The organism is Kocuria subflava (assembly GCF_012163155.1).
Classification (GTDB): Bacteria; Actinomycetota; Actinomycetes; order Actinomycetales; family Micrococcaceae; genus Kocuria; species Kocuria subflava.
The window spans coordinates 1-528 of the sequence record NZ_JAAVUN010000234.1 but is presented as its reverse complement, the minus strand read 5'-3'; the positions used below and the strand labels follow the sequence as shown (position 1 = coordinate 528).

The 528-nt window shown below is 67.6% G+C and carries 1 protein-coding gene; it reads right to left on the bottom strand.

The features are described from left to right. Window positions 1-528, bottom strand: a 528-nt coding sequence (locus GTW58_RS13935) for an aminotransferase class I/II-fold pyridoxal phosphate-dependent enzyme (protein ID WP_168023646.1), incomplete at both ends; no start/stop codon positions are given.

Here is a 528-nt window from a genome sequence, read left to right as displayed (position 1 = left end):
CTCCCGGGGAACGAACGCCACGCCCCCCTGGACTGCGATGGGCAGCAGAGCCGTCGTGTCGATCCCGTTGCCCAGTGCGGCCCACAGGAACATGCCGCCGTCGGGCGAGGTCACCGTGGCGCCCTCGGGCAGGATCTCGATCAGTTCCTTCCGCATCCCGTCACGCCGCTGCTTGTAGACCTGGACCACGGTGCGGATGTGCTCGTCCACGTCGTAGGCCTCCAGATAGCGCGCCACAGCCAGTTGATCGACCACGGAGGAGTGCAGCCCCACGGCCTCCTTGGCGATGGACAGCGTGTTCATGATGGGGCCTTCGCCGCGGATCCACCCGACGCGGATGCCCGGTGCCATGATCTTGGAGATCGAGTTCAGCAGCAGGGACTGGTGCGCCAGCCCCGGCAGGGCACAGATCTGGGGGATGAACTCGCCGGAGAACCGCAGTTCGCCGTACGGGTCGTCCTCGACCAGGATCGCCCCCGTGCGGCGCAGGACGTCGGCGATCTCTTCCCGTCGGGAGAGCGGCATGCA